At 42.5% G+C, this 26479-nt stretch carries 22 protein-coding genes and 1 tRNA gene; 13 read left to right on the top strand and 10 right to left on the bottom strand.

The features are described 5' to 3' along the window. Positions 1–164 precede the first annotated feature (164 nt). The 6 genes from acs to QNK26_RS18200 all read left to right on the top strand — a co-directional run bounded on the left by acs (position 165) and on the right by QNK26_RS18200 (position 7885). Entirely contained in the window at positions 165–2111 is a 1947-nt protein-coding gene (acs, locus tag QNK26_RS18225) for an acetate--CoA ligase (RefSeq protein ID WP_319225512.1), read from the top strand. A 345-nt stretch (positions 2112–2456) separates the two neighbouring features. Next, entirely contained in the window at positions 2457–2915 is a 459-nt protein-coding gene (gene aroQ, locus QNK26_RS18220; protein WP_319225511.1) for a type II 3-dehydroquinate dehydratase, read from the top strand. Positions 2916–2926: 11 nt separating this feature from the next. Then, on the top strand, positions 2927–3376 hold the full coding sequence (gene accB / locus QNK26_RS18215) for an acetyl-CoA carboxylase biotin carboxyl carrier protein (protein ID WP_319225509.1): 450 nt from the start codon (positions 2927–2929) through the stop codon (positions 3374–3376). A gap of 14 nt (positions 3377–3390) precedes the next feature. Then, positions 3391–4749 carry an acetyl-CoA carboxylase biotin carboxylase subunit gene (gene accC, locus QNK26_RS18210; protein WP_319225507.1) on the top strand — a complete coding sequence of 453 codons (1359 nt, stop codon included), beginning with the start codon at positions 3391–3393 and terminating at the stop codon, positions 4747–4749. A gap of 401 nt (positions 4750–5150) precedes the next feature. After that, entirely contained in the window at positions 5151–6806 is a 1656-nt protein-coding gene (locus tag QNK26_RS18205; protein ID WP_319225505.1) for an immunoglobulin-like domain-containing protein, read from the top strand. 245 nt (positions 6807–7051) lie between these two features. Then, a complete protein-coding gene (locus QNK26_RS18200; RefSeq protein ID WP_319225503.1) occupies positions 7052–7885 on the top strand; it encodes a mechanosensitive ion channel family protein in 834 nt (277 codons plus the stop codon). Positions 7886–7964: 79 nt separating this feature from the next. On the opposite strand, the gene QNK26_RS18195 is transcribed toward QNK26_RS18200, so the two are convergent. The 5 genes from QNK26_RS18195 to QNK26_RS18175 all read right to left on the bottom strand — a co-directional run bounded on the left by QNK26_RS18195 (position 7965) and on the right by QNK26_RS18175 (position 13294). Further along, positions 7965–8474: a YbaK/EbsC family protein gene (locus QNK26_RS18195; RefSeq protein WP_319225501.1), complete on the bottom strand. Its 510-nt coding sequence runs from the start codon at positions 8472–8474 to the stop codon at positions 7965–7967. 94 nt (positions 8475–8568) lie between these two features. Further along, on the bottom strand, positions 8569–9735 hold the full coding sequence (locus tag QNK26_RS18190) for an ABC transporter permease (protein WP_319225499.1): 1167 nt from the start codon (positions 9733–9735) through the stop codon (positions 8569–8571). Further along, the gene (locus QNK26_RS18185) at positions 9728–10936 is read right to left on the bottom strand and encodes an ABC transporter permease (RefSeq protein WP_319225498.1); all 1209 of its coding nucleotides are present in this window, start codon (positions 10934–10936) and stop codon (positions 9728–9730) included. Before QNK26_RS18185 ends, QNK26_RS18190 begins: the two co-directional genes overlap by 8 nt. 9 nt (positions 10937–10945) lie before the next feature. After that, on the bottom strand, positions 10946–11944 hold the full coding sequence (locus QNK26_RS18180; RefSeq protein ID WP_319225496.1) for an HlyD family secretion protein: 999 nt from the start codon (positions 11942–11944) through the stop codon (positions 10946–10948). Then, positions 11945–13294, bottom strand: coding sequence for a TolC family protein (locus tag QNK26_RS18175; RefSeq protein WP_319225494.1), 1350 nt, complete (start codon positions 13292–13294; stop codon positions 11945–11947). Positions 13295–13710: 416 nt separating this feature from the next. Between QNK26_RS18175 and prmA the strand changes: the two genes are divergently transcribed. From prmA to fis, 3 genes are all read left to right on the top strand, one after another. Further along, positions 13711–14592: a 50S ribosomal protein L11 methyltransferase gene (gene prmA / locus QNK26_RS18170; RefSeq protein WP_319225493.1), complete on the top strand. Its 882-nt coding sequence runs from the start codon at positions 13711–13713 to the stop codon at positions 14590–14592. Positions 14593–14917: 325 nt separating this feature from the next. Further along, the gene (gene dusB / locus QNK26_RS18165) at positions 14918–15883 is read left to right on the top strand and encodes a tRNA dihydrouridine synthase DusB (RefSeq protein ID WP_319225491.1); all 966 of its coding nucleotides are present in this window, start codon (positions 14918–14920) and stop codon (positions 15881–15883) included. Between the two features lie 15 nt (positions 15884–15898). Beyond that, complete coding sequence (gene fis, locus QNK26_RS18160) at positions 15899–16198, top strand: DNA-binding transcriptional regulator Fis (RefSeq protein WP_006032374.1); 300 nt, start codon at positions 15899–15901, stop codon at positions 16196–16198. An 88-nt stretch (positions 16199–16286) separates the two neighbouring features. On the opposite strand, the gene QNK26_RS18155 is transcribed toward fis, so the two are convergent. From QNK26_RS18155 to tsaD, 5 genes are all read right to left on the bottom strand, one after another. After that, complete coding sequence (locus tag QNK26_RS18155) at positions 16287–17285, bottom strand: LPP20 family lipoprotein (protein WP_319225488.1); 999 nt, start codon at positions 17283–17285, stop codon at positions 16287–16289. A 76-nt stretch (positions 17286–17361) separates the two neighbouring features. Beyond that, positions 17362–18939, bottom strand: a complete 1578-nt coding sequence (locus QNK26_RS18150; RefSeq protein WP_319225487.1) for a hypothetical protein — start codon at positions 18937–18939, stop codon at positions 17362–17364. 6 nt (positions 18940–18945) lie between these two features. Next, complete coding sequence (locus QNK26_RS18145; protein ID WP_319225485.1) at positions 18946–19548, bottom strand: penicillin-binding protein activator LpoB; 603 nt, start codon at positions 19546–19548, stop codon at positions 18946–18948. Between the two features lie 65 nt (positions 19549–19613). Next, entirely contained in the window at positions 19614–20105 is a 492-nt protein-coding gene (locus tag QNK26_RS18140; RefSeq protein ID WP_319225484.1) for a hypothetical protein, read from the bottom strand. A 191-nt stretch (positions 20106–20296) separates the two neighbouring features. Continuing rightward, entirely contained in the window at positions 20297–21340 is a 1044-nt protein-coding gene (tsaD, locus tag QNK26_RS18135; RefSeq protein ID WP_319225482.1) for a tRNA (adenosine(37)-N6)-threonylcarbamoyltransferase complex transferase subunit TsaD, read from the bottom strand. 194 nt (positions 21341–21534) lie between these two features. Between tsaD and rpsU the strand changes: the two genes are divergently transcribed. The 4 genes from rpsU (at position 21535) to QNK26_RS18115 (ending at position 26439) form a co-directional block, all read left to right on the top strand. Further along, on the top strand, positions 21535–21750 hold the full coding sequence (gene rpsU, locus QNK26_RS18130; RefSeq protein WP_006032380.1) for a 30S ribosomal protein S21: 216 nt from the start codon (positions 21535–21537) through the stop codon (positions 21748–21750). Positions 21751–22019: 269 nt separating this feature from the next. Then, positions 22020–23756, top strand: coding sequence for a DNA primase (gene dnaG / locus QNK26_RS18125; RefSeq protein ID WP_319225479.1), 1737 nt, complete (start codon positions 22020–22022; stop codon positions 23754–23756). A 248-nt stretch (positions 23757–24004) separates the two neighbouring features. Next, positions 24005–25837 carry an RNA polymerase sigma factor RpoD gene (gene rpoD / locus QNK26_RS18120; protein WP_319225477.1) on the top strand — a complete coding sequence of 611 codons (1833 nt, stop codon included), beginning with the start codon at positions 24005–24007 and terminating at the stop codon, positions 25835–25837. Positions 25838–26362: 525 nt separating this feature from the next. Continuing rightward, positions 26363–26439: transfer RNA gene (locus QNK26_RS18115), tRNA-Ile, on the top strand. Positions 26440–26479 lie beyond the last annotated feature (40 nt).

The raw sequence follows: 26479 nt of genomic DNA, 5'->3' as shown, positions 1-26479 counted from the left end.
TTAAAGCCAAATCATCACAAAAAAACACCGTTAATACTAAAGTCGTATTGCGTGTTTTTGGTTGTCATGCCATTTTTATTAACAGCAGATGTAACTATAAACGTGTATAAACGGACATTACATCAAGACGTGGACAAGGAATTAAATACTATTAAGGAAGAACAATGAGCGACACTAAACTATATCCGGTACCTGCAGAATTTGCGCAAAACAGTTTATTAAATGACAATGCTTATCAAGCTATGTACAAGCATTCAATTACCGATCCGGAAGCATTTTGGGGTGAACAAGGCCACATCGTTGATTGGATCAAACCTTATAGCCAAGTGAAAAGCACCAGTTTCCAACCTGGTAGTGTCGACATTAAATGGTTCCAAGATGGCCAACTCAATGTCTCAGCCAACTGCCTTGACCGCCACTTAAAAGATAACGCCAACAAAACAGCCATAATTTGGGAAGGCGATAATCCTGAAGATTCTGAAAAATTAACTTATCAGGACGTGTATGAAAAAGTCTGCCAATTTTCTAATGCATTAAAAGCCCAAGGCATTAAAAAAGGCGATGTTGTTTGTTTATATATGCCAATGGTGCCAGAAGCAGCTATTGCCATGCTTGCTTGTACTCGTATTGGCGCTGTGCACACGATTGTATTTGCCGGTTTCTCCGCAGAAGCACTTGCCGATCGCATTGATAACTGTGGCGCTAAATTAGTCATCACCGCAGATGAAGGGGTACGCGCAGGCCGTATTACTCGCCTTAAAGACTGCGTCGATACCGCCTTAGCCAAACCACAAGTGACCACGGTTGATAACGTCATCGTCTTTGCACGTACCAATGCTGACATCGATTGGCATGAAGGCCGAGACCTTTGGTGGCATGATGTTGTCAAAGACCAGCCGAGTGAATGTGTTCCAGAAGCAATGAATGCCGAAGACCCATTATTCATCCTTTATACTTCTGGCTCTACCGGTAAACCAAAAGGTGTATTACACACCACAGGTGGTTACCTGGTTTATGCCACCATGACTTTCAAATATGTCTTTGATCATCAAGACTCCGACATATTCTGGTGTACAGCCGATGTTGGTTGGATCACCGGTCACAGCTATTTAGTTTATGGACCGATGGCCAATGCCGCAACGACGGTATTGTTCGAAGGTGTGCCAAATTATCCTGATACCGCACGCATGAGCCAAGTGGTAGATAAACATCAAGTGACAACACTTTATACTGCACCAACAGCCATTCGCGCACTCATGGCGAAAGGTGACGATGCCATTAAAGGCACCAAGCGTACCTCATTACGCTTAATGGGTTCAGTGGGTGAACCCATTAATCCTGAAGCATGGCAGTGGTATTACAATACTATCGGCAATGCATCAACACCGATTGTCGATACTTGGTGGCAGACCGAAACCGGTGGCATCTTAATTACGCCACTACCTGGTGCGACAAGTCTTAAACCAGGCTCGGCAACACGCCCATTCTTTGGAGTAAGTCCAGCGCTGGTTGATAATGAAGGTAATATCCTCGATGGTGAGAATGAGGGTAACTTAGTTATCTTAGATTCTTGGCCAGGTCAAATGCGCGGTATTTATGGCGATGAAAGTCGCTTTGAAGAAGCCTATTTCTCAACATTCCCGAATATGTACTGCACGGGTGATGGCGCCAAACGTGATATCGATGGTTATTATTGGATCACTGGGCGTGTCGATGACGTACTGAATGTATCAGGTCATCGTATGGGCACAGCTGAAATTGAAAGTGCCTTAGTGGCTCACAGTAAAATTGCCGAAGCCGCCGTCGTTGGTGTACCGCATGATATTAAAGGCCAAGGCATTTATGCTTATGTCACACTGAATGCGGGTGAAGAAGCTGATGAAGCCTTGCTAGCAGAAGTCAAACAATGGGTGAGAACTGAGATTGGCGCGATTGCAACGCCGGATACTTTACATTGGACCCAAGCATTACCAAAAACCCGTTCAGGTAAGATCATGCGTCGTATCCTACGTAAGGTAGCTACCGATGACACGGATACACTAGGCGATACCTCAACATTGGCAGATCCTAGTGTGGTTGATACCTTAATTGCTGAGAAGCAAGAAGCTTGAAATAAAATACGCTAGTGGGAAATTACCCGCTATCACTTAATTAACCTTTATCGGTGTAACTTTTGCCTTAGTTACATCGATTTTTTGCTTTTAAATCCCCGCAACAAACTCACTGAAATTCAGTCAATTGCTAATGTGCGCTAGGTTTTACTTAGAGTGTAAACTTTAATAAAATATCAGATAAGACCAGTCAAATGCTGTTATATTCTCCGAAAATCATATAATGTGTAGAGAATTAGCAACAATTGTATTTTATAATCATCTATAATTGGAGTTTTCAGAAAGACTAGCTATGCAGGCTTTATTTGCGGAGTTAGTGTCATTTTACCAGACAATGGAAGCAATATGTCGCACAAATCCAGAATATTGTTACTCAACGGACCGAATCTGAATCTTTTAGGTAAAAGAGAACCTGAGACTTACGGCTATCAAACACTTAGTGACATTGTAGAACATTTGACCGATGTTGCAACTGAGCATGCTATTGATTTGCGCCATGAACAATCTAACGCAGAACACGAGCTCATAAATCATATTCATGCCGCGATGGGTAATACTGATTTTATCATTATCAACCCTGCAGCATATACGCATACCAGCGTTGCAATTAGAGATGCATTATTAGGGGTTTCAATCCCATTTATCGAAGTACACCTCTCTAATGTACACGCACGAGAACAATTTCGTCATCATTCTTATCTGTCAGATGTCGCTAAAGGCGTTATTTGTGGATTAGGTGCTGATGGTTATGAATTTGCACTGCTTTCTGCTGTCAAACAGCTGAAGCAAACTAACAACAAATAAAAGAGATTATTATGGACATCCGTAAAATTAAAAAACTGATTGAACTAGTTGAAGAATCTGGCATTGCAGAATTAGAAATTTCTGAAGGTGAAGAATCGGTACGAATCAATCGTTTTAGCAGTACTGCAGCACCAGCACAAATGCAGTATGCAGCGGCGCCTGTAGCGGCACCTGTGGCGGCACCAGTTCCAGCGGCAGCGGTTGAAGCTGCACCAGTAGAAGCAGTTGGCCATCAAGTTCGTTCTCCTATGGTTGGTACTTTCTATAATGCAGTATCTCCAGGCGCTGCACCTTTTGTTGCGATTGGCCAAACTGTTAATGTTGGCGATACCCTGTGTATCTTAGAAGCAATGAAAATGATGAACCAAATCGAATCAGATAAAGCCGGCGTAGTGAAAGCTATCCTAGCAACAGACGGTCAAGCTATTGAGTTTGATGAACCTCTTTTCATCATTGAATAACTACGGAGTTTCCAATGTTGGATAAAGTTGTTATCGCCAATCGCGGCGAAATTGCATTACGTATTCTGCGTGCTTGTAAAGAATTAGGCATTAAGACGGTTGCAGTACACTCAACAGCAGATCGTGAATTAAAACACGTATTATTAGCTGACGAGACAGTTTGTATTGGTAAACCTGCGGCTGTAGACAGTTATTTAAATGTACCAGCAATCTTAAGCGCAGCAGAGATCACGGGCGCGGTTGCCGTTCACCCGGGTTATGGTTTCTTAGCTGAAAACGCTGATTTTGCTGAACAGGTTGAACACTCAGGTTTTATTTTCATCGGTCCTAAAGCTGAAACGATTCGTCTAATGGGCGATAAAGTATCTGCGATTGCGGCAATGAAAAAAGCCGGTGTACCTTGTGTACCAGGTTCTGATGGTCCACTTGATACTGACGCACAACGTAATAAGAAAATTGCTAAGCGCATCGGTTACCCGATCATTATTAAAGCTGCCGGTGGCGGTGGTGGTCGTGGTATGCGTGTGGTTCATGAAGAAGCAGATCTACTTGATTCAATTGCGTTAACACGTAATGAAGCAGGTTCATTCTTTGGTAATGACATGGTTTACATGGAGAAATTCCTAGAAAACCCGCGTCACATCGAAGTGCAAGTACTGGCTGATGGTCAAGGTAGCGCGATCCACCTTGGCGAACGTGATTGTTCACTACAACGTCGTCACCAAAAAGTTGTTGAAGAAGCACCAGCACCGGGTATTACCGCTGATCTACGTCGCCATATTGGTGAACGCTGTAGTCGTGCCTGTGTTGATATTAACTATCGTGGCGCAGGTACGTTCGAATTTCTTTATGAAAATGGCGAATTCTATTTCATCGAAATGAATACCCGTATTCAAGTTGAACACACCATCACAGAAATGGTAACTGGCATTGATTTAATCAAAGCACAGCTACGTGTTGCTGCGGGTATGCCATTAACGATATCTCAAGATGAAGTGCGTTTAACGGGTCATTCAATCGAATGTCGTATTAATGCCGAAGATCCAGAGACATTTATTCCAAGTCCTGGTCAGATCAAACGCTTCCATGCCGCTGGCGGTTTTGGTGTACGTTGGGAATCGCATGTATATGCCGGTTATAAAGTACCACCGCATTACGATTCAATGATCGGTAAGTTAATCACTTACGGTGAAAATCGTGACGTAGCTATCGCCAGAATGCGTAATGCATTAAGCGAGATGGTGATTGATGGTATTAAAACTAATATCCCATTACATCTAGAAATCTTGAATGATGAAAACTTCCAAAATGGTGGCACTAACATCCATTATTTAGAGAAGAAATTAGATTTGAAAGCACAAAGCAAAAAATAGTTTAAGCTTTCGTTAATACTAAAAGCCCAAGCGATTTATTCGACTTGGGCTTTTTATTAGCTCAATAATAATTATCTGGTATTACCTCTCCCGCCACCATTCTATTTCTCTGTATGAGCCACCCAAAATGCCCCCCTATTTACTTGATAACGCGCTACGGATACAAAAAAAATATTATAAAACAAAGCCTTAAAAACAAATGCCGATTAAGGGATTTGATTTAGACCATTTATCTGGATCCTGCTCATAATATTGCAGTAGGCATTATTCTTTAGAACATAAAAAAAAGTACTGTGTACAACCCCACTCTAATCACTATAAATTTCATTGTAGTTTAATCGTAATATTAACAATGAGATAGGATGTGTCATTGAGTCACACCTTTAATTTAGGGAATGTTTATGAAGCTAAAATCAATACTTTCAGCAGCCATTTTCACTGGCTTATGTTCAACAGCAGCGATTGCAGGAACAATCACGTCACAAGATGATAACGTGGTCGTTGGTTACTGGCACAATTGGTGTGACGGTCGTGGTTATCTAGGAGGTAACGCGCCCTGTGTTGAACTTGAAGCAGTAAACCCGCAATACAACGTCGTCAATATTTCATTCATGAAAGTTTACGATACTGCCGACGGCCGTATTCCAACCTTTAAACTCGACCCAACGATTGGTCTTAGTGAAGCAGAGTTTATCGCCCAAATTAATACCCTTAACAGTCAAGGTCGCAGTGTATTAATCGCCCTTGGTGGTGCTGATGCTCATATCGAATTAACTCGTGGTGATGAAGATGCGTTAGCGGCAGAAATTATTAGACTGACTGATCTATACGGCTTTGATGGTCTCGATATTGATTTAGAGCAAGCCGCCATCACCGCAAAAGATAATCAGCTTGTTATTCCGGCCGCATTAAAAATGGTGAAAGATCATTACCGTAAAACGGGTGAAAACTTTATGATCACCATGGCGCCAGAGTTCCCCTATTTAACAGCCAATGGCGCTTATACCCCCTACCTCACCGGACTTGAGGGCTATTATGATTTTATTAATCCGCAGTTCTACAATCAAGGTGGCGATGGTCTGTGGATTGAAGGCGTCGGCTGGATAGCACAAAACAATGACGAGTTAAAAGAAGAGTTTATTTACTACATTGCCGACTCTTTGATTAACGGTACGCGTAATTTCCATAAGATCCCACATGACAAACTGGTGTTCGGGCTACCTGCGAATATCAATGCTGCTGCGACCGGTTACATTAAAGATCCACAAGATTTATATAACGCTTTTGAGCGTTTAAAAGCCCAAGGTCAACCGTTACGTGGCGTGATGACGTGGTCAATCAACTGGGATATGGGAACAGACGCGGCGAACAATAGCTACAATCAACAATTTATTAAAGATTATGGCAATTTTATTCATAATCAATTGCCACCAGTGACAGATATGACCCCTAGCTTGTCGGGTATTGTCGATGCTCGTGTCGAGCTCAACAGCAGCTTTGACCCATTAACCGGGATCAGCGCAAAAGACTATCAAGGTAACGATATCACGGCAGATGTAGCCGTCACGGGCAGTGTTGAGACTAATCAAGTCGGTGACTACTTATTAACTTACAGCGTCAGCAGTGATGATGAAACCGCAAATCAAGGTCGTAAGGTCACTGTATACGAGCTATTACCGAGCTTTGTTGGTATCACCGATACTAGCATTGTTATTGGTAGTCCGTTTGATCCCATGCAAGACGTTAGTGCCAACCATCCAACGCAAGGCGATCTTACTGCCAATATCACTGTAGCAGGAGAAGTTGATACCAGTGTTGTTGGTGAATATGAGCTCGCTTACACCTTATCTTACGGTCAGGATAATCAGCAAACCATCACCAATAAACGTACCGTGACGGTTGTTAGTGATGCAGTGAGTGACGATGATTGGCAAGTTGGTAGTACTTATGTCAAAGATGATAAAGTCACTCATAACGGCGCAACTTGGACCGCACAATGGTGGACGAAAGGTGAAGAACCTGGCACCACAGGACAATGGGGAGTATGGCGTAAATAGAGATTCGATAATATTTGCTAAAAAGATAGTTTAACCCCACAAATCCAGTATTCGCTTAACGCTAATACTGGATTTTTATTGTGCGTATATAATTATCGAAATAAATGTTTTAAAGAGTTAATTTGACTGTGCTTTGTCACTGATTAGAAATAATGTAACATATTAAAAAAGACTGACTAATATAGTCTAGAATAGCCGATGCAAGTATACGCATATTCAACACTCTAAATGATAGGGATTTATCCATGGAATATCTTCAAAAACTACTCGAACAAGCCCCTGAGCTTGCGGCGATTTACGGTACTAAAATACTACTTGCGCTGGTTATCTTTACTGTTGGTAAATACCTTGCCAACCTAATGAAAAAAATAACCGCGGGTTTATTGATAAAACGTAATATTGATAAAACTGTCGCCTCGTTTGTCAGTAATATGGCATGGGGAGTCGTATTTGCCTTCACGGTCATCGCCACGCTAAGCCAGTTTGGTGTGCAAACCGCATCACTGGTTGCTGTTGTTGGTGCCGCCGGTTTAGCCGTTGGTTTAGCACTGCAAGGTTCATTATCAAACTTTGCTGCAGGTGTATTAATGGTTATCTTCCGCCCTTGTCGTATCGGTGATTACATCGAAGCCGCTGGTGTGTCAGGTACCGTTGATGAAATTACTATCTTCTCGACACGTTTAGTCACCCCTGATAATAAAGTGGTTATTGCACCAAATGCAGCAATCATGGATGGTACAATTACTAACTATTCAGCATTAGGTAAACGCCGTTTAGATCTTGTTATTGGCGTATCGTATGATGCCGATATTAAGCAGACTAAAGCGCTCTTAATTGCTGTGATCAACAACAATGAATTTACCCTAGAAGATCCAGCACACACAGTGGGAATTCTAGAGTTAGCCGATTCATCGGTTAACTTCGCAGTACGCCCTTGGGTTAAGACTAGCGATTATTGGGGTGCTTATTTCAGCATGCAAGAAGAGCTTAAACTTGCGCTTGATACCGCAGGTATCGCCATCCCTTATCCACAATTAGACTTGCATCTACAAGGCAATCCAACATCACCAGCAAGCTAATATTTAATGATAAAGTTAATTCATAGATAATAAAATGGGAGCCAAATATGGCTCCCATTTTATTTATCATCTATTTAATTTAAATATCACGACGTTCATACAATGGTCCTTCTTTAAAGCTATATCCGCTAATATGGCTATGCGGCATACTGCCCATCGCTTTACCAAACTGGCGTTTATCTAAATTAATCAAATTCATGTGATCGCCCGATTCAATAAATAGCTGTTCCTGTTCGAATAATATATCGTCCACCAGCATATCCATACCATAAATCTGTCCGAGTGAAGGTATCGCCCCTGGTTCACAATCTTGAAACAGCGTCGCTAATTCGTGCTCCCCCAGTAAATAATATTGCTTACCTGTTTGCCTATTAATTTCACCAATTAATACATGCATATTTGCAGGCACCACGGCCATTAAATAATCGCCACCAATATCCCGTAAGATCACCGCTTTGGCGACTTGCGAGCTAGGGACGTGTGCCGATAACGCAGAATTAAATGCACTTGCCGTGTGGCGATGTGGTATTAAACTAAAATCGATATTGTGGCTAGCTAAAAACTGCCCAACTTTGGTTGCCATACTCATATTAGCCTCCATAAAATACTCGTTGCTACAAGCAAAGTATGGAGGCTAAATCACCACAACGCGAGTGAATCACATCATTATTTAGGCAAAGACACTAAACCGCATTTAATCGATATTTATGCTGTTTGTAATGCAGTAGAATAATCGCCAATATTCCATAACCAACGGCTTGGATTAATAACTGGGTTTGGAAATGTTTTACCATCTCAAAATCCGCTCCCATTTGATTTAATTGCAGCAAACCTTGAATCGCTGCGGTACTAGGGAATAGCTGCGATATCGATACCAGCCAAGTTGGGATCTCACTCACTGGCCAAATAAACCCACTGCAGAATAATACTGGCATTGAACTGAATAAAATCACCTGTGTTGCGGTTTCCGCTTGGCGATACAATTGCCCTAACGCCACGCCAAGACAGACAACGGCTAACAAAAATGGCACTAATAGCTTGAGAATATCCCACGCTGCCGCGAGTCGATTAACCCCGTACATATCCAATGCAAAACCAAAGTAATACAAACTAAATACCAGATATAAGCCCAGAAAAACCAGACCACGCGCCAGTAACAATAATGTTGGCGATGTGGTTAGCCAATACCCCTGCTCCTTGGCTCGAGAACGCTCATTTTGACTGCCAGATAAAATACCACTGACGATTAACAGTGTTTGCTGCAAGATCAAAATAAATACCGCTGGCACCACATAATCTAAGTAACCATTTACCTGATTAAATACCGGTTGTAGGTTTAACGACGCCGGTTGCCATTGCTGCTTTGCTAACAAAATATTCTCGTTATCTACCGTTAACCTCGCAACTTTGATCCGCGCAGATAAAGTACCACCCGCTTTGAGAATACCCGAAGCAATCGTCGAGTAAGTCATAAAGTAACTCGCATCACCACCGAGTGATAACGTCACCGCCTTTTCCATTAATACATCACGACGAAAATGTTTAGGAATAATCAAAAAGCCTTTAATTTTCCCACGTTCAATTAACGCCTCGGCATCGCGCACCGAATCAACCTGACCGGCAATATGAGTATCCGGGCTGGCATTCACCATGCGGATCAGCTCACGACTCACCGAACTACGATCATAATCAATCACCACAATTTCGACATCTCTTGCGACCTGCTGAGAATATGGCAACGGGTACAAGATCGAGTACATGATAATGCCCCCAAACATGGTTAATAGAATACTGCGGTCGGCAAAAATACTTTTAATTTCGAGTACCACTAACGCTAAAAATTTATTCATCTTCATGCCCTGTTGGTAACGTTCTTCTGGTCATCAGAAGCGCATTATCCCGATGACGCTTAATGCGATAAATAGCAATGAAAAAGGTCAGCATAAATAATGCTAATGCGGTTAATTGAGGTAGTAACGCCATAAAACTCTGACCGTAATTGACCTGACCAATTTGCAGCTGCATATAATGAGTGATGGGTAATAGCGAGCGCCACATTTGCGCTAACGGCGGCATGCTTTCAGCTGGGAATGTTACCCCAATAAAGGCAAATGCGGGCGCAGAATAGGCCGCGCCCATGCTAATCGCTTGGGTTAGATTCATCGTTAAGGTAAAGATAAACAAAGCAATAGCTTGACCCGCTAATACAGCCACCAGCAAAATCAGTAATAAATACCCCCAGTTGCCATGCATCGGCATACTCAAATAACCGTAAAAGAAACTTAAAAACAGTAAACCATGCACTACAGACAATAAGGTATAAGGTAATAATTTACCGATCACCGCACTCACCACTGACCCATCAGCGTGCTGAAACCAGCTATTTTCAGTGTTGTTTTTGTATTCCATACCAAACCCTAACAGTACCGATACTAAAACAAAAATTTGCCATAATGCTGGCACAGCCGCCGTCACCAGAAAAGGCACATAGTTGGTTGAAACGTTATAGAGCGGATTAACTTGGGTTGAAATTGGTGCCACAGTCCCTTTGATCAGTGCGAGGTTGCCCCCAGTTGCCAAGGTTTTTACCGCATCAATTTGCGCCATGAAAGTACCAAAGGTTTTCGCCATGTTTGACGATACTAACTTGCCAATTAATACATACTGGGCATTATAAAAAGTGCTGACCTCTGGCGTCATCGCTAGGTAGATCTGATTTTCAAAGCCACGCGGAATATGCACCACCGCATATACCTCACCACGCTGCATCAAGTCTTTACCTTCAGCTAGATTGACCAATTGGCTTGTCACTGCAAGTGAAGGGTTAGCATCAATATAACGCACCAAGTTACGCGATAATCGGCTATGGTCTTGATCGACAACCGCCACCGCTAGATCGCGGGGAATACCTTGCGAGAAAATAGCGTATATCAGCAACATGCAAGCTAACGGCAGCCAAGTCACCAGTGATAATTGCCATTTCGATGCCAATATCAGCTTGTTCTCACGCTGCCAAACCGCTTTGATCTGTGAAATCAATGAACGCATCATCAAACCAACTTACTGCGCAGTTGCTGACGGCGTCAGCTCAACTAATACACTCATACCCACACGCAGATCTGCAATCGGCTCAACCGGTCTTGCTTCAATTTCAAACGAACGTAAATCGAAACCTTTAGCATTGTCTGTCGAACGCCACGTTGCATAATCCCCCATCACAGCAATATGCGAAACTTGATATTGATACGTCGCACCACCTAATGCTGGAATACGCGCGGTTAATAACGTGCCTTTTTTCAAGCGTGGTAATAAATCTTCACGGATATTAAATACCGCCCAACTGTCGGTAATATCAACAATACTCACTACAGGAAAACCAGTCGGTGAAAGTTCGCCTTCTTTCAATAAGATCTGTACCACTTCACCGTCACGAGATGCATATTGTTTGGTATCTTTAGTATAAGACTCCACTTCGGCAACCACACCTTCCGCCATACGTTCTTGTTGGATCGCTGCTTGTTTGGTTTCTTTACGAGCGCCTTCTTTGGCCATTTGATAACCTTGGTAAGCGGCATTTTGGGTGTACTTCGATGCTTGCCATTGGGTATAGACTTCATCACGTCTTTGCTCTGGCAATACCCCATCGTTATAAAGATTATCAACTCGTTGATAAGTTTTTTCCATCAGCAGCGCTGCCGCTTCTGCTTTTTTCCATTGATCTTTTGCGGCGATAATCTGTTGTTCACGAGCCCCTGTTTCAGCTTGCTCACGCATCGCACTGGCTGCCGAACGTCCTGCTTTTGCCTGTGCCAGTTTTGCGTCTAACTCAGGACTAGCGAGTGAGAAAATTAATTGTCCTTGGCTAACTTGATCGCCTTTCTTCACATCCACAGAGGCAATACGTCCCGGGATCTTTGAAGACACATTATATTGCTCTGCTTCAATTTGACCTTGCAACAAGATATTTTTCGGTTGATAAGCACTGTTGAATTCAAATACTAACCAGCCGATGACCGCTAACACGACTACCGCAATGATGCCTTTTTTAACATTATTCATTTACTTAACCTCGATACCATTGATTTGTAGATAGTCCATGAAGCGATCGATATCGCCACTCACCGATAATAATTGTGCTAACGACTTTACGTAGTTATAACTTGCAGACAGGCGCTGAACGCGAATACTAGTGGCATATAATTGCGCATCCGCCATTTCTAGGGATGTTGATAACCCTTGGCTAAACGCTTTTTGACGCAGTACCACAGTCTCTTCTGACAATGCTTGGCTTGAGGCCAACGAATTATACTCTTCCAATGCCTGACTCATTTCAGCATAGGTTTTTTCTACCAGAATCGATAAATCTTGCTGCATTTGCATTTGCAATAAATTCACCTGACGTACTGAGCTTTTTGCTGCCACCACTTCTTGTGAAGTACCCGAGCGTTCCACGATCGGAATGCGAACCCCAACCCCAACCATCCACTCTGGTAACAATTCACCAGTCACTGAATCATCAGAATATAAATTATAATTACCGTAGAGCATGACTTCAGGCAGGTGCTTAGCACTCGCCATTTTAACCATGCCTTTGGCTTGATCACGTTTGGCATTTAAGATGGCCATACCGGGATGGTCCGTTAAGGTTTTGCTTAAATACGGCGTTACCGATGTGGCACTGTTATTGACAAATAACGGCGTGGTCGGTAATACCGAATCTTGTAGTTTTAGCATTTTGGTTAACGCCAGTTTGGCAATTTCATAATCACGCAGGGCTTTTTGCGCTTCAATTTGCGCTTTATCCAATGATACTTGCGCCATTAACCGTTCGACTTTAGCTATCTGACCTTGCTGCTCAAATTTAACCGCGTGATTTAGGTGATCGGCTAACGCATCAACAGCATCAAGGCGAACTTGGTAAACTTGCTCCGCTAACACCACCCCAAAGTAATATTGTACTAACTGGGTAAAAGTAGCGCGCGTAGCTAAATTATAATTACTTTGCGCTTCGTCTACTTGTGCTTGACGAATATCTTGCGCCGCAGTAATACGGCCACCCGTGTACACAGGTAATACCGCATTCAAAGACGAATGGGCAAAGTTTTGATTAGTTAAAGGAACACCTGGTAATTGGACAGCCCCTATTATAGGCAGACCGATTGCTGGTAACTCAGCGACGACAGGCTTGTCAAAATGAGTATACGAACCAGTAATATCGACGTTCGGTAAATACAGCGACTTTGCTGCATCTTGTAATGCTTCTGAATATTTAACTTGTTCTTTTTTTGCCTGTAGCGCATCATTTTTCTGCGCGACTTGATACCAAGCTTCAGAAAAATCGATGGCTGCGGCTTGCACATTACAACTCAATGCAATGGCAGAAATTACGCCATAAAAAACTTTTTTCATACTTTTCCTAAGATCTCGCTGTTGTCGAAAAACCCATTAATCCCAACTAAGCAAATAACGAACTAAACTATTAATATCAAACAATTAAACAGCAAAATGCCATACCCTTATTAACTGTACACACAGTTGCTTTTATAACAAAACAACTAAAAATAGAGCATATACTCTAAAAGCAGATGTCGAAAAATAACAATGCATAAACAAAGCCAAACTATAACGCATATATTGGTCGATAACTACGCCAGTGTTAAACTATTTTTAATCACAACTTACCAATAAACTCACAATTGGTGATGTTCATCGGCCCTGAACGCCAGTATAAAAAGCATAAATATTCATTTAATTAGCACATACCGATGGTGTCTTATGGCTTAGATGCGTACAATTACGCCCACGAAATAAATGAGAGAAAGTCGATGCCTTGGATCCAATTAAAAATTAATGCTAACGAAGAAACAGCTGAGAAGATAGGCAACATGCTATCTGGTGCAGGAGCAAGTGCTGTAACATTTATGGACTCACAAGATACACCAATCTTTGAACCACTGCCGGGTGAAACTCTGCTTTGGGGTGATACCGATGTAACGGGTCTGTTTGATGCAGACAAAGACATGCAGCCAATCTTAACTTTTTTAGCAAAAACCAAGGTATTAGGTCCAGATTTCCGCTATAAATTAGAATTACTCGAAGATAAAGATTGGGAACGTGAATGGATGGAAAACTTCCACCCAATGCAGTTTGGCGAACGCTTATGGATCTGCCCAAGCTGGCGTCCAGTTCCGGATGAAAATGCAGTTAACGTAATGTTAGACCCAGGTTTAGCATTTGGTACCGGTACTCACCCAACAACAGCATTATGTCTAAAATGGTTAGATGGCCAAGATTTAGAGGGCAAAACCGTGGTCGATTTCGGTTGTGGTTCTGGCATCTTAGCAATTGCGGCACTTAAATTAGGCGCGAAGCGTGTGATTGGTGTTGATATCGACCCACAAGCGATCCTTGCAAGTCGTGATAACGCAGAACGTAATGGCGTTGCTGACCAAATTGAACTTTATCTACCCGCTGATCAACCTGAAGGTATCAAAGCCGATGTCGTGGTTGCCAACATCCTTGCAGCGCCACTACGTGAGCTATCAGGTCTTATCGTAAGCTTCTTAAAACCCGGCGGTAAACTGGCATTATCGGGGATTTTGGATCACCAAGCAGACGAGTTGAATGAAATCTATCGCCAACACTGCATAATGGAAGAACCAACATACACGGATGAATGGGCGCGTTTAAACGGCCAAATAAAATAAATTAACAATCCTGTTTACTCTACATAACTTAATTATAAAACTTGGGGTGTGTAGATTAAATAAACGTTAATCACGCAAAAAACGTGCGAACAGCAATTAATCAGGCTAAAATGCAAGCTATCCTAATTTTTCACTTAAGCTGAGTGAAAATTGAATAATAAGCAATTTAGCTCGATTATCTGTTGTTATAATTTGATTTAGAGGTGTTTTTTTTACTATTTAATGATTTCAACTAAAAAAATATTCAATAGTCTAATTATTAACCTTTTAACTCAGGCGAAAAATGCGTAACATACGCCGCCTTAGAGCAAATGAGCCACGACAGATGAAAATAGGTCCTTATCTTCTGGATAACCAATTATTCTTGGCTCCAATGGCTGGTGTAACCGATCGTCCTTTCCGTCAACTTTGTCGTGATTTGGGTGTTGGTATGGCTGTGTCAGAGATGTTATCGAGTAACCCTCGAGTTTGGTCTTCAGAAAAATCGCAACAGCGCATGGATCATGCTGGCGAAACCGGGATCCGTTCCGTGCAAATAGCGGGCGCAGATCCAGAGTTGATGGCTGCAGCTGCGCAACACAATGTAAAAAATGGTGCGCAGATCATTGATATCAACATGGGTTGTCCTGCGAAAAAAGTAAATAAAAAAATGGCGGGTTCTGCATTGATGCAAGACCCGGCTCAAGTGAAGCTGATCTTAGATGCCGTGACCAACGCTGTCGACGTGCCAGTAACACTAAAAATACGTACCGGTTGGGATCCAGAAAATCGCAACGGTGTAGAGATAGCTGAAATCGCCGAGCAAGCTGGAATTCAAGCCCTCGCGGTTCATGGTCGTACTCGCGCTTGCCTGTACAAAGGCATGGCTGAATACGACACTATAAAAGCGATTAAAGCTAGCATTAGCATACCTGTGATCGCAAATGGTGATATCGATAGCCCAGAAAAAGCTAAACAGGTACTTGAGTACACGGGGGTTGACGGTCTGATGATCGGACGTCCAGCTCAAGGTAACCCTTGGATTTTTCGGGAAATAAATCACTATCTTAAAACAGGTGAAAAATTACCCGTACCAACTGCTGATGAAGTTCGCCGAGTCATTTTGCAACATGTCGAAAACCTACACCAGTTTTACGGTGAGTTTAAAGGCGTTCGATTTGCGCGCAAACACGTCGGTTGGTACATACAACACCAGACTAATGGTGTTGAGTTTCGTAAAAGCTTTAATGGATTGGAAAGTTCTGCGGAACAGCACTTTGCATTAATGAAATATTTTGATGATCTAAGCTAACGAGAAGAGCAATATATGTTTGAACAAAATCTGGCTCCTAGTGCCTTAACAACTTCTGCAACCGTGCAACAAGCTGAGCAAATTGTACAGAAACCATTACGTGATTCTGTCCAACAAGCACTGCGAAATTACCTTGCACAATTAAATGGCCAAGACGTAGAAAACCTTTATGACTTGGTATTAGCAGAAGTTGAAGCGCCAATGCTAGATATCATTATGCAGTATACGCGTGGTAACCAAACCCGTGCAGCTGTGATGATGGGCATCAACCGTGGTACTCTTCGGAAGAAACTAAAACGTTACGGCATGAACTAAGCGTAATTGCCTTTACGTAATGTAATAAAAAGCCAGCCCTGATTTATCAGGGCTGGCTTTTTTATCGCTAGAATAAAGTCTACAGTGATTACAGTTCCGGGGTTAATACTTGATAAACATAACCCGCTAACTCCGCATTCAACTTCACCGCAAGTCGCTGCTCTAACAATTGCTCGCTTTGCGCCGAGATCTTAAATGGCCAGCGTTTATTAGCAATGCTGGTATTACCGTCCATGACATTTAAGACGATGTTGCCCTGTAACCAATACCACGCCTGACGTTGCTCTGCAGCGCCTTTATCGAGTGTTAACACCAATTTGTATTGGCTATCATCTTTAAGCTGTACACCCACTTCAGAGGCCCCGCTTTGCAAAGATAATAATGCTTGCTCATCGGTTGCTGACGTGGCGAACGTTAATGCCGCTAAGCGACTTTTAATCATCTGAGTTAAGGTTTCAACCGAATATTCAACATTGATGTCATTGCCAGTCACCACTCGCAGATTATTATTATCATTTAAGCGTGTGATTTGACGCTCACGGGCACTTTCTAATGAACTCAGGGCAATCAGTGGGTTTGGTGCTTGTAGCTCGGCATACTTCACTGCGGCGCTAGTTTGCTCATCCGCTGCACGTATCGATTGCATGAATAATGCCGCCGCAGGTCCTTTCTTCATTACCGCGAGGCTAGACTGCTGGCCAGAAACCGGATCCTGCCAGCGTTCGACAATACTGGTGCCTTGTAGTACTTGCTGCGCTTGGGTATTTACAAAACGCGATAAGGTTTGCTTATTATCGACCTGACGAACGGTACTGCCACTGACATTACTTTGGCTGATACTTGCTTCACTAAAATCAATACTTTCATCAGCAATTGAGACTTCAAATATTTTGGCTAAATTAGCCAATGCACGATTGTCGGCAACACTCGCTGTTTGCGCTTGACCAGACGCGGTTAAATAGACATTAGCAGGATAGTTAACATCTGCGCCGTCTAGCCAAGTTGGGCGCTCAGGAGTGCTGCTACACGCGCTCATCAACAGTGCGCTGGCAGAAATTAAACTAATCGAAAAGAATTTATTTATCATGTTGTCGTGTCCTGTAACAAGCCGTGACTAACGCTCTTACCCAGATTAAAGCACTGGGCAAGCGGCGCAGTAAGAACTAAGATGATGAGGGGGTATATGCTTTTTTAGCCGCACTCGAATAAAACAGTAAAACAGTTTTCCCTGGTTTTAATAATAAAGGCGCTGGCGCCACACTAGCAACTCTAGGCACATTACCAATATTAGTCATAGCGACAGAGGTCGGTACGGTAGACGTGCTATCACCATTATCAATAAGCTGTTCATCTACAGTTGCGGCATCTGCGAGGGCAATCTTCGATGGCGGTAAACTCAAGCCGTTATCCGATTTTGTACTACTATCGGCACTGCTACCTGTCATACCATCAGCGATATTTACCGTTGCATTAAGCAATTCTGGCGCGGCTAAATCTGGCGCTGTTAATGCCGGAGTGATAGGCATGACATCGGTGACAGATAAACCTTGAGTTAGGCTCGGTTGTTGTAAATAATAAGTGCCAGGATCGAGTGTCAAACGTTGTACTTGAATACTGGCTGGTAACATATTCCAACTACGAACATCAGCCATTTCGCTGACCATGCTGGTAATATTCAATAGCAAGGTCGCTAATCCGTCCTCGTCCTTTTTTTGCACTTCGTGTAATGCCGTTTGTTTAATAATAACCCGTGCGAGTGCCGCCGCGTAAATCGCTGCCGATTCGGCTTCGAGATCAGCACGAGCTAATAAATTTACATCATCAAAAATTTCAGTTTCGGCCGTTTTACCTAATACGCTAAAACGCCAAGGTACTGGTTTAACATAATTTGTCGCATAGTAAGGTAATGCCAAGGAAATGTTATAACCCAAACTTGGTGCGTATACACTCATGTATTGCTGTTGCTTTGCCGAGACGACACCACCCCAATACACTAAGACCAATTGGCTTTTATCACGATCAAGCGCTTTTACGTCATGGCCAAACTCTTTCACATACTTAGCATGCTCAGATCTGAGACCTAATTGCTTAGACGCAAGCAATAAGCTGTCTTGCAATACCAGCGGTATCACGACTTTACTGGTTTGCATTACTTGGTAAGCTTGGCGATAACTGATCATGGCATTATCGGTTTCATCACCTAATTCATACACCAATCCACCCAAGTAATAACTACTTGATACTAATCCCGACAGTCCATTATCTGGCAAGCTTTTGGCCAATTCTTGCATTTGCAATACTTCAACCCGAGCACCATCAAGATCATCTTCCATCAAATAAGATAAGATCAATAACTGCTGTAATAACATTCGTTCGCTAGCAGTGCTGGTATAACTGCGTAATGTTTCGTTTACAGTTACCGCGCCAACGTTTTCAGTCACACTGAGTGCTTGTAACAGATTTATTTCAACTTTAGCGGCTTGTAATTCACTAATACCGCCAGCAAAATCACCATTAACGGCACGGAGTAAACCTAATGTCAGTTTATATTGAGCGAAGTCACGCTCGGGATATTCCCGCAGCGAAACCTCGGTCAATACTTGACTCGCATTACCGTTATCTAATGTTTGTGCCAAATCATTAAGCTGATGCTGCTGCAATGAACAGCCTTGCAACAAACTAAAAGCAATGACAGCGAGATAACGTCGCGAGCGTAAAAATGTTAATACAGCTTTCATCATGACCTATTAATAACGTAGTTTACCGTTAGACACTAATTTCTTCAGTTTCTTCTGACCTACCCATACTTTACGGTTATCCGCTAAGCTGATAAGACTTAAGTCAACTTGGTAATAACGTACTTGGTCGCTATCCGCCGTATCAATAATGGTATTGATTTGACCTTTTAAGATAAAGTCCGCGCCTTGTTCTTGGCCAGCTGCATTACGCGTTGATTCAGTCGAGTTTAAATCTTGGTCAATACGCTCTTCACGGATCTCAGAACGTTCGTCACTTGATGCTACAAACTCAACACGACCGCTATTAATTAATTCGCGTTCCATTTCGTTAACGAACGTTTTAGTATTAATGTGCTCGTGGCTTAAGTTACGTACGGTACCCACGATCACGGCAGGTGATTTACCCGTTTTTGCAGTGAATTTGTTATACCAAGGACGTGCTAACACATCACTAATCATCTCTTGCGCGACCATTTGTGAATCGGTATCGTTCCACGCACCGCTTAAGTCAATGGTTTGTCCCGCGTCTACACGTTCAACCGAGGTGCTACAACCCGCTAGCAATGTCGATGCTAAGATCGAACCTACAACTAATTTCAACAGCTTATTCATTGGTAATTTCCTTTGTAAATTTAACTAGATACACTTAATACCGTTTTATCGGCACAATTATTTTATTATTGTTGTGCTGCTAATGCTGTTGCGCGTTTGATCGCCGCCTCAAGATCAGACAGATCTAACTCAGCAAAAGAATAAATATCGCCATTATCCGTGTTTTTCCAACGCCCCATAATTTTAACGCCATTAAGCGCAAGTTTGGTTTTCGCTTTAATTTCACGTTCAACATTAGCACTCACTTCACCATTCGATGCCGCCGTGTAATCAGCCTGCATCGCATCAACAGACGTTGCTAGGATACGCGCAACTTCAGCTCGCGCACGGTTATCAGCGACAGATTTTTGTAAAGATTCGTCAGCGATGGCATTTGACATGCCCACCCCGTGTAATAAACGTCCAGAATCGTCATCAACGGTTTGGGTACCAATATTAACCCAATCTGGGGCACCGCTAATATCTAAGTCACTATCAATACTAGTTTGACTCGAACATGCTGATAATAAAGCGATTACACCGCCTAACACGGCCATTTTTAATGCTGCTATTTTCATGATTAACTTATCCCTAAAAAGTGTTTAGATAATATATCGTATTATAATTTAAAATAGTATGTTGCCAACTATCCTCGCGCACCCAATCGCAGTTATAAAAAAACCAGACTCGCTACCAATAGTCTGGTTTATTTTATTCACACTTACCTATATTGGTAGAGATGACAACTAAAAAATCAAATAGTTATGACTTATATCGCATCCATTTGATCTAATGGCCAACGTGGACGCGCTGAGATCTCAAGGCTATCATCACCGCCGTGACGGAGACGTTGTAAGCCGGCATAAGCGATCATCGCACCATTGTCAGTACAGAACTCAATACGCGGATAGAATACTTCACCGTTTTGCTTATCCATCATTTCCGCAAGTTTAATGCGCAAGTATTTATTAGCACTAACACCACCAGCAACCACCAGACGTTTAATGCCAGTTTCTTTGATTGCACGTCTTAGCTTAATTGAAATGGTATCAACGACCGCGTCTTGGAATGCAAACGCGATATCCGCACGCGTTTGTTCATCAACGCCATCCGCTCCCGCTTCTTCGGCAAGTTTCTTTTCTTTGGCAATGGTATTTGCCGCGAATGTTTTTAAACCTGAAAAACTAAAATCTAAGCCCGGACGATCAGTCATTGGACGTGGAAACTTATAACGTCCCGCGACACCATTATCCGCTAATGCCGATAATCGAGGACCACCAGGATAATCTAGACCCAGTAATTTCGCCGTTTTATCAAATGCTTCACCAGCAGCGTCATCAACAGATTCACCTAACAAGGTATACTGACCAAGCCCATCAACGCGTACAATCTGAGTGTGACCACCCGATACCAACATCGCTAAAAAAGGAAAGTCAGGGGTCTCTTCTTCTAACATAGGCGCTAGCATATGACCTTCCATATGATTAACCCCCAATGCCGGGATGTCCCATGCATAAGCGATACTACGACCAACCGTCGCTCCGACCATCAATGCGCCGACTAAACCAGGGCCCGTGGTATAAGCAATACCGTCGATATCATCTTTAGTACAACCCGCTTCTACTAATGCGGCTTTAATCAGTGGAATAATTTTACGCACATGATCACGTGACGCTAATTCCGGTACTACACCGCCATAATCGGCATGTAGTTTTACTTGGCTATAAAGTTGATGAGCCATTAGCCCTTGTTCATCACAATAGATTGCAATGCCAGTCTCATCACATGATGTTTCTATTCCTATTACGCGCATTTTATTTATTCACCTTAAACATGACAGCTCAATAGTACCTGCGCTGTGCTTTTTTCTCCAGCGCCAAATTATTGCGCTTTACATTTAATCGTGTTCTAGAGTACAATTCGGCACCATTTTTATAGAATTACTATAAAAATATTTTTAGGTTCCAGATAACTTGGAACCATTGAACCTCAAGGTTGGAAGAAAACATGCCAGTAATTAAAGTACGTGAAAACGAACCGTTTGACGTTGCACTACGTCGTTTCAAACGCTCTTGCGAAAAAGCAGGTATCTTATCTGAAGTACGTCGTCGTGAGCATTACGAAAAACCTACTACAGTTCGTAAACGTGCTAAAGCAGCAGCATCTAAGCGTCTAGCTAAGAAATTGTCTCGTGAAAATGCACGTCGCGTACGTCTATACTAATCCCTATTAGTATAACTACTGTATGCATTCTAGGCCTATTTCAGTGAGCAAGTCTCTGACTTAATCATTGCCGATAACGCCTATTAACAAGCCGTGAACTCCTAGAGTCACGGCTTGTTTGCTTTCAACACTAATAAAATTTATTACGCTAGTCTTGTAACGATCACAGCACATAACTGATTTACTCACACCATGAGTCATTTATTTACTGTAATTGTCATTACTATTGTTAATAGTTAACAATCCTCATACTCATTAGTTAGGTACATATGGCCGGTAGAATACCTCGCGACTTTATCGATGGCTTGATAGGTCGAGCAGATATCGTAGATATCGTCGAAAAACGCGTAAAGCTCAAAAAAGCCGGTAAGAACTACCATGCTTGCTGCCCATTCCATAATGAGAAAAGCCCTTCATTTACTGTTAGCCAAGACAAACAGTTCTACCATTGTTTTGGTTGTGGTGCGCACGGTAACGCCATTGGTTTCTTGATGGAGTACGACAACCTTGAGTTTGTCGAAGCCATTGAAGATCTAGCCGGTTTTTACGGTGTTGATGTGCCTAGAGAAGAAGGCGGTGTTCAGGGGCCAAGCGCACCCGAACGTAAAGATTATTACCAACTATTAGAAAGTGTTACCCGCTTCTATCAGTACCAGTTAAAAGAACACCCAAATAAAAAAGTCGTTAATGATTACCTCAAACAACGTGGATTGTCTGCCGAGGTTATTAATAAATACGCCATTGGTTACGCCGCTCCGGGTTGGGATAACGTATTAAAACGCTTTGGTCGTGATAAGCATACCGAAGAGCAGTTGCTTACCACTGGTGTGTTAATCGAGAACGAAGGACAATCGCGTCGCTATGATCGTTTTCGTGAACGCGTCATGTTCCCTATTCGTGATAAACGAGGCCGTGTGATTGGCTACGGTGGCCGTGTACTTGGTGATGAGAAACCCAAATACCTCAATTCACCAGAAACACCGATATTCCATAAGGGCAAAGAGCTTTATGGTTTATACGAAGTACGCCAAGCTTATAAAGAGATCCCACAAATTGTTGTGGTTGAAGGTTATATGGACGTGGTGGCCTTAGCCCAGTTCGGCATTGACTATGCGGTGGCCTCATTGGGGACATCCACGTCAGGCGATCACATGCAGACCCTGTTCCGCAATACCAATGAAGTTATTTGTTGTTACGATGGGGATAAGGCTGGTCGTGATGCAGCATGGCGTGCGCTAGAAAATGCTCTACCCCAATTACGTGATGGTAAAGATCTGAAATTTGTGTTTTTACCTGACGGTGAAGACCCTGATTCATTAGTCCGTAACCAAGGTAAAGACGCGCTTGAGCAGCTGTTTAAAGATGCGCAGACGCTACCGGATTTTCTATTCAGTAGGTTAAGCCAAGATATCGAAACCCTAACCGATGCCGGACGCAGTAAATTAGCGAGCCAAGCCAAGCCACTGATTGAAAAAATGCCTGACGGTTTCTATCGTGGCATCGTATTAAAAAAATTAGCGCGATTTTTAGGTTGGGATGAAGCTAAGCTAAATAAACTATTTACCACCATTGCAACGGCTAAACCCACCAAAAAAGCGATCCAAATAACACCTATACGCCGTGCTATTGGATTATTATTGCAAAACCCGCATATTGGTTTTAACCTACCAATCTTCGATGATTTGCAGCAATTAAAATTACCAGGCATTAATATTTTATTAAAATTGTTAGAACAAACAAATAGTAGCGATCAGATCAGTACCGCGCAATTATTAGAATATTGGCGCGATACCCCAGAGCAGAAAGCACTGATAAAACTGGCTGTTTGGGATCATGGCGCAGATGAAGCGGTTGAAGCCGAGTTTTTCGATACTTTATTTGTTCTTTCCACCCAAGTCATCGAACAACGTTTCGGTGAACTACAATTAAAATTAGCGCAAGGTGGTTTAACTAAATCTGAACGTTTGGAGTATAAAAGCATTTTAGATGAATTAAAATCATCATAATGGCTTGAAATGTGATCCATTAAACCCCATTTACAGTACTAACAAAAAGAGTCGAATTAAATCGGTTCAAACACTGAGTTAAAAGTTTTCGCCTAATATAACGTGATAACAGTTAGAATTACGCGCATTTTAACCACATAATTATACCAACAAGTAGAAAAAAGCACCGTTTAGTACTATACTGCTTTGTTTGCGCAGTGCTTTTGCGTCTGTATCTTTGAACCACGTCACCGGAGTGGAAGTATTCTATGGAATCCCCTCAATCACAATTAAAACTTCTTGTAGCTAAAGGTAAGGAACAAGGTTACCTAACTTATGCGGAAGTAAATGATCATTTACCACAGGATATCGTGGATTCAGATCAGGTTGAAGATATTATTCAAATGATCAATGACATGGGTATTCAAGTGCTAGAAACAGCACCTGATGCAGATGACCTATTGATGGCAGAAAATACATCAGCACCTGATGACGATGCCGCAGAAGCAGCAGCAGCAGCGCTTGCTTCTGTAGAGTCTGAAATTGGTCGTACTACCGATCCAGTGCGCATGTACATGCGTGAGATGGGTACTGTTGAGCTATTGACTCGTGAAGGCGAGATCAAAATTGCAAAACGTATTGAAGAAGGTATCTACGCAGTTCAAACTGCGGTAGCAGAATACCCAGAAGCAATTAATTCGTTATTAGCTGAATATGACAAGTTCCTTGCTGAAGAAACACGCTTAAGTGACATCATCACTGGTTTCATCGATCCAAATGCGGACGATGTAGCACCAACAGCAACACATATTGGCTCTGAACTACCAAGCAAAGAGCTTGAGTCTGATGACAGTACTGATGATGACGAAGAAGAGGAAGAGGTCAACAAAGGCCCTGATCCTGAAGAAGCAGCCGAAAAATTTGCAGAACTACGTAAATTTCACACAGCACTACTTAAAGGCATTAAAGAAGACGGTTTAGAACACCCGAAAACGCGCCTACAAGTTGAACTGCTAAGTGAAGTATTCCGTACTTTCCGTCTGATCCCAAAACAGTTTGATCGCATTGTAAATAACATGCGTGACATGATGGATCACGTACGTGTTCAAGAGCGTCTTGTAATCAAGATGTGTGTTGAACACTGCAAAATGCCAAAAGCAGCGTTCGTTGAAGCATTTGCTGGCAACGAAACTGATTTCGTTTGGTTCGAAAAAGCACAAAAATCAGCAGCACCTTATGCCCAAGCATTACAACGTATCGACTTTGACGTGCGTCGTTGCATCAACAAGCTGAAATTAGTAGAGAATACAACTGGTCTGTCTATTTCACAGATCAAAAACATCAACCGTCGTATGAGCATTGGTGAAGCGAAAGCCCGCCGTGCGAAAAAAGAAATGGTTGAAGCGAACTTACGTCTAGTAATTTCGATTGCAAAAAAATACACCAACCGTGGTCTACAGTTCCTTGATTTAATCCAGGAAGGTAACATCGGTCTGATGAAAGCCGTAGATAAGTTTGAATACCGTCGTGGTTACAAATTCTCAACTTACGCTACATGGTGGATCCGTCAGGCAATCACGCGTTCTATTGCTGACCAAGCACGTACAATCCGTATTCCAGTGCATATGATTGAAACAATCAATAAACTGAATCGTATTTCACGTCAAATGCTGCAAGAGATGGGCCGTGAAGCAACGCCTGAAGAATTGGCTGAGCGCATGATGATGCCAGAAGATCGTATTCGTAAAGTATTGAAGATTGCTAAAGAGCCAATCTCAATGGAAACCCCAATTGGTGATGATGAAGATTCTCACTTAGGTGATTTCATTGAAGATACCACGCTTTCTTTACCAGTTGACGCTGCTACAAAAGATAGCCTTAAAGGCGCGACAGACGACGTTCTAGCAGGCCTAACAGCCCGTGAAGCGAAAGTACTGCGTATGCGTTTTGGTATCGATATGAATACCGACCACACTCTTGAAGAAGTGGGTAAACAGTTCGATGTAACGCGTGAGCGTATCCGTCAGATTGAAGCGAAGGCATTACGTAAATTACGTCATCCTAGCCGCAGCGAACAGCTACGTAGCTTCTTAGACGAATAATTGAATAGCTAGCAGCTCTTGTCTCGATTATTGAATATAGCCGAGACATGCAGAAAGCGTGATGAAGAACACCTAGTGGCAACATTAGGTGTTTTTTTATGCCTGCAATAAAATTAATAATTACCTGCCAGTTTATTAACAGCGGGCACTCACGTAACGTCTTAGATGAATAATTGAACAGTTAGCTGGTTACTTGTCTAAGTTATTGAATATGGCCTAGACACGCAGAAACTATGCTTATATACTTTCTCCATCTTAAAGCGTCGTAAGAACGTTTGAAAGATCAGGGCCCTTAGCTCAGTTGGTTAGAGCATCCGACTCATAATCGTCAGGTTCTCGGTTCTTATGAGGGGTGCAACAAGGTGGGACATTTTAAGCACCTTGATAAAGATATATTGGCTGGATTTAAATATCTAAAAATCTAGCCAATATGAAGTAAGATGCATCACCTCAGTCGATCATAGATTGAAAAGAAAGATTTGAATGTAATACTGCGATAGCGCTACATTCTGGCTCCTTGGAAATGGGCCCTTAGCTCAGTTGGTTAGAGCATCCGACTCATAATCGGCAGGTCCCCAGTTCGAGTCTGGGAGGGCCCACCAAATACTTGATTAAAGACGTCCTCGGACGTCTTTTTTTTCA

Source organism: Moritella sp. (assembly GCF_033791185.1).
Classification (GTDB): Bacteria; Pseudomonadota; Gammaproteobacteria; order Enterobacterales; family Moritellaceae; genus Moritella.
The sequence above is the reverse complement of the archived record's forward strand: the minus strand, read 5'-3'. Positions and strand labels throughout refer to the sequence as shown.